Source organism: Paenibacillus sp. USHLN196 (assembly GCF_037144955.1).
In the GTDB taxonomy this organism is placed as follows: Bacteria; Bacillota; Bacilli; order Paenibacillales; family Paenibacillaceae; genus Paenibacillus; species Paenibacillus xylanexedens_C.
Genome location: NZ_JBBCYH010000032.1, coordinates 1 through 3013, shown reverse-complemented (window position 1 = coordinate 3013; position 3013 = coordinate 1). Strand labels below are relative to the sequence as shown.

The following is a 3013-nucleotide window of genomic DNA, read 5'->3' as shown; positions in this document are numbered from 1 at the left end:
GATCTTGTTTCAGTCCTGTAATAATTATAACAAAAGTCCCTAAGAAAAGCGATTAAAAGCTAAGGGCAACCAAACATAAATTTCAGGCAAAAAAATAAAATCAGGCGTCGCTGATCCGCAAGGAGTGGAACCCTTCGGATGGCGACGCCTTTTTGATATAATCACACACTTTTCTTCAAAGCATCGATCAATTTCCTTCTGCAGTGAACGCAAATATGAACGTCAAATTCGCGTAGATACTTTCCTTCAGACAAATCAAGATTTCTTACATCATCATATTCTCCGCAGTATTCGCAATGTGGCTCATATTCTGTAAAATCATCTAAAGAGGAAACTATCATAATAGTGCTCCTTTTGGTATTTTCTTATATCATAAAGTACCAAAATACCCTTGTAAAGTACCAAAAATAAATATAAAAGTACCAAAAAGGAGAAAAACAATGAAAAAGACGCTACATGTATCACCGGAGACAAAAAGTGACCTGGAATTTTTGAAGAAATATTTTGGAGTTCGATCAGAGTCAGATGTGGTTGAGCTATTGGTTCAGCTTTATTATAAAACTGAACATTTTCCACAAAAATTCGTACATCTCTTGTTGGAAAAGACCAATGGCAAGGATCAATGATCCAGTTGTAAGCCGTCAAGGTCGGACCGATCGGGACGCCGAAGGGTAACCTTTACGAGCGTATCGATGTTCCAACCCTATCGATCAGTCCAAAAACAGCGTTTTTGGACCTGCTCCCGGCGAGGGAATACGGATTCTAAAGGGGATACCCTTTAGCCGCCGGCGGCTATCTATGAATCTATCAATCTATTTGCGCATAAATAAGTATGATGATATAATGACAATATTGGTTATTTAAAATAACAAAATTAGAATAAAAAAAGAAGGTGATTCTGTGAGTATTAGAGATTTGGTCAGTAAACAACTGATGATTAAAGAAATATCTGAAGATATGGAGGAGTCAAAAATTCGTTTTACTGTAACCCTTTCTCCTGATGTAAACCGTCGTTTAGAGTATATTTCTAAATTGCTTGGCAGCTCGAGAAGTTCTCAAGCTAACTCTTTTATTGAAGGTGCTTTGTCTGAAGCTGAAGAGGTGCTTGGTTTAAAATTAATAGATGCAGATGGCCAGATTACGGAATATGGAAAAGAGATTTATTCCACAAAAAAAACGGAGGTGAGCTGATTTGCAATATTTAGTTCTTGGTGCAACCCACTATGATTTTGTGAATCGTGAATCCGGAGAGAGATTGACCGGAGTTAAGGTTACTTATGTTGATCAACCTGAAAACGATGCGGCAAAACGTGGATACATACCGATGTCCATTACGGCTGATGAGGAACTCTGGGATCAGATCACTGTTTGTCCAGGAATCTATGAATTCGATTTTGGCATGAAAGCTACCAAAGTTGGCGGCAAACCTGTTGTTGTATTGAAAGATATTAATCTTGTAAAAGACGTAAAATTGCCTTCTGCTGTTTAATGGCTCACTCCTGGTTACCTCCTATTTCCAGTGCGAACAAGTAACCAATTTTATATAAGACGGGTCGCCTTGGTGAGGGGCGACCCGTTTGTTTAGAACGTGTTTCTTCCTTTACTTGATACTATAGAAACAACTCTCAGAGACAAAATCGACTTAAACCCATACGGCTCTAAGGGAAATACTCGGGAAATGGTAGAACGGTAGGTGAAAAAATGTCTGGTGATTATGAAATATTAACGGATTATTCAAAACGTGGCCGTGAGCGTCCATGGCAAAGGCATAAGACGAATAGTCTTTTACTTGCTGAATCGTTTGCAAGGTTAAATAAGTTGAGTAAATCCGATAGAGTTTGCAATTGTGGTAGTTCTTTGAAATTTAATGTCTGTCCGAATGGACATGAGAAAAAATTAATATGGTCTAACTTTTGCAGAGTCAGACTTTGTCCAATGTGTTCATGGAGACGATCGTTGTTAGTTGCTCATCAAATTAAGCAAGTTGCACATGGTGCAGTTACAGGGGAGGATATGAAGGGAAAGAAGAAGCTTTCCGTACAACCCAGAAAGTTGCGTTGGTTGTTTCTCACTTTGACTATAAAAAACTGTGCCGGCGAAGATCTTCCCGATACGATATCTCAAATGACCAAAGCTTGGAATAACTTTGTACGAAGAAAAGAAATAAAGGCTATTTCTATAGGGTGGTTTCGATCACTTGAGGTGACTCAAAATTATCTACAGAAAAGTTATCATCCACATTTTCATGTTCTTATCGGAGTTTCTCCATCTTATTTCAAAGGAAAAGATTATCTCACAACTGAACGTATTTCAGAGTTGTGGCAAAGTTGCTTGAAAGTAGACTACATGCCTATAACTCATGTGCGAATAGTGAAAGGAAAGAGGAATGTTGAAAATGAAATTAAGATACTCGAAGAAAAAGGAATTGAGGTTGGAGAATCGGGATTTTCTGAAACGGATTTATCGGGAGCTGCGGTTGCAGAGTTGGCGAAATATGCGACGAAATCGGAGGACTTTTTAATATACAACAAGTATGAGTACAAGAATGTGGATCGGAAAGGAAAAATGGAGTTTTTGCCTGATCTTGAGAGTGGCATTGATGAGGAGCGTACAGATGAGTCTGTTTCGGTTCTGGACACGTCTTTATCAGGTAGACGTCTTTTGGCCTATGGAGGTCTTCTGAAGGACGTTTGGGAAGAATTAAAGGCTACTGGAGAGCTTCAGGATGCTGAAGATGATAATGCTGATCTTGTTCATACTTCTGACGATAATTCGAAGTGCATATGTAGTGTTTGTCGTTCAAATATGCTGGAAGAACTTTATTCTTGGGTTCCTGGTAGACATCAGTACATAAAAAAAGAAAATCACCAAGAACAACAATAAGTTGCCTCTGATGATTTTCGATCTTGTTTCAGTCCTGTAATAATTATAACAAAAGTCCCTAAGAAAAGCGATTAAAAGCTAAGGGCAACCAAACATAAATTTCAGGCAAAAAAATAAAATCAGGCGTCGC

The 3013-nt window shown here is 38.4% G+C and carries 4 protein-coding genes; all 4 read left to right on the top strand.

The genetic code is table 11. The annotated features are described in order from the left end of the window. The first annotated feature begins 440 nt into the window (after nt 1-440). Entirely contained in the window at nt 441-626 is a 186-nt protein-coding gene (locus tag WFI24_RS34125; protein ID WP_336766268.1) for a hypothetical protein, read from the top strand. Between the two features lie 274 nt (nt 627-900). Continuing rightward, nucleotides 901-1191, top strand: coding sequence for a hypothetical protein (locus tag WFI24_RS34120; RefSeq protein ID WP_336766267.1), 291 nt, complete (start codon nt 901-903; stop codon nt 1189-1191). 1 nt (nt 1192) lies between these two features. Beyond that, nucleotides 1193-1489 carry a hypothetical protein gene (locus WFI24_RS34115; RefSeq protein WP_336766265.1) on the top strand — a complete coding sequence of 99 codons (297 nt, stop codon included), beginning with the start codon at nt 1193-1195 and terminating at the stop codon, nt 1487-1489. A gap of 212 nt (nt 1490-1701) precedes the next feature. After that, nucleotides 1702-2883, top strand: a complete 1182-nt coding sequence (locus WFI24_RS34110; protein ID WP_336766264.1) for a protein rep — start codon at nt 1702-1704, stop codon at nt 2881-2883. Nucleotides 2884-3013: the final 130 nt, after the last annotated feature.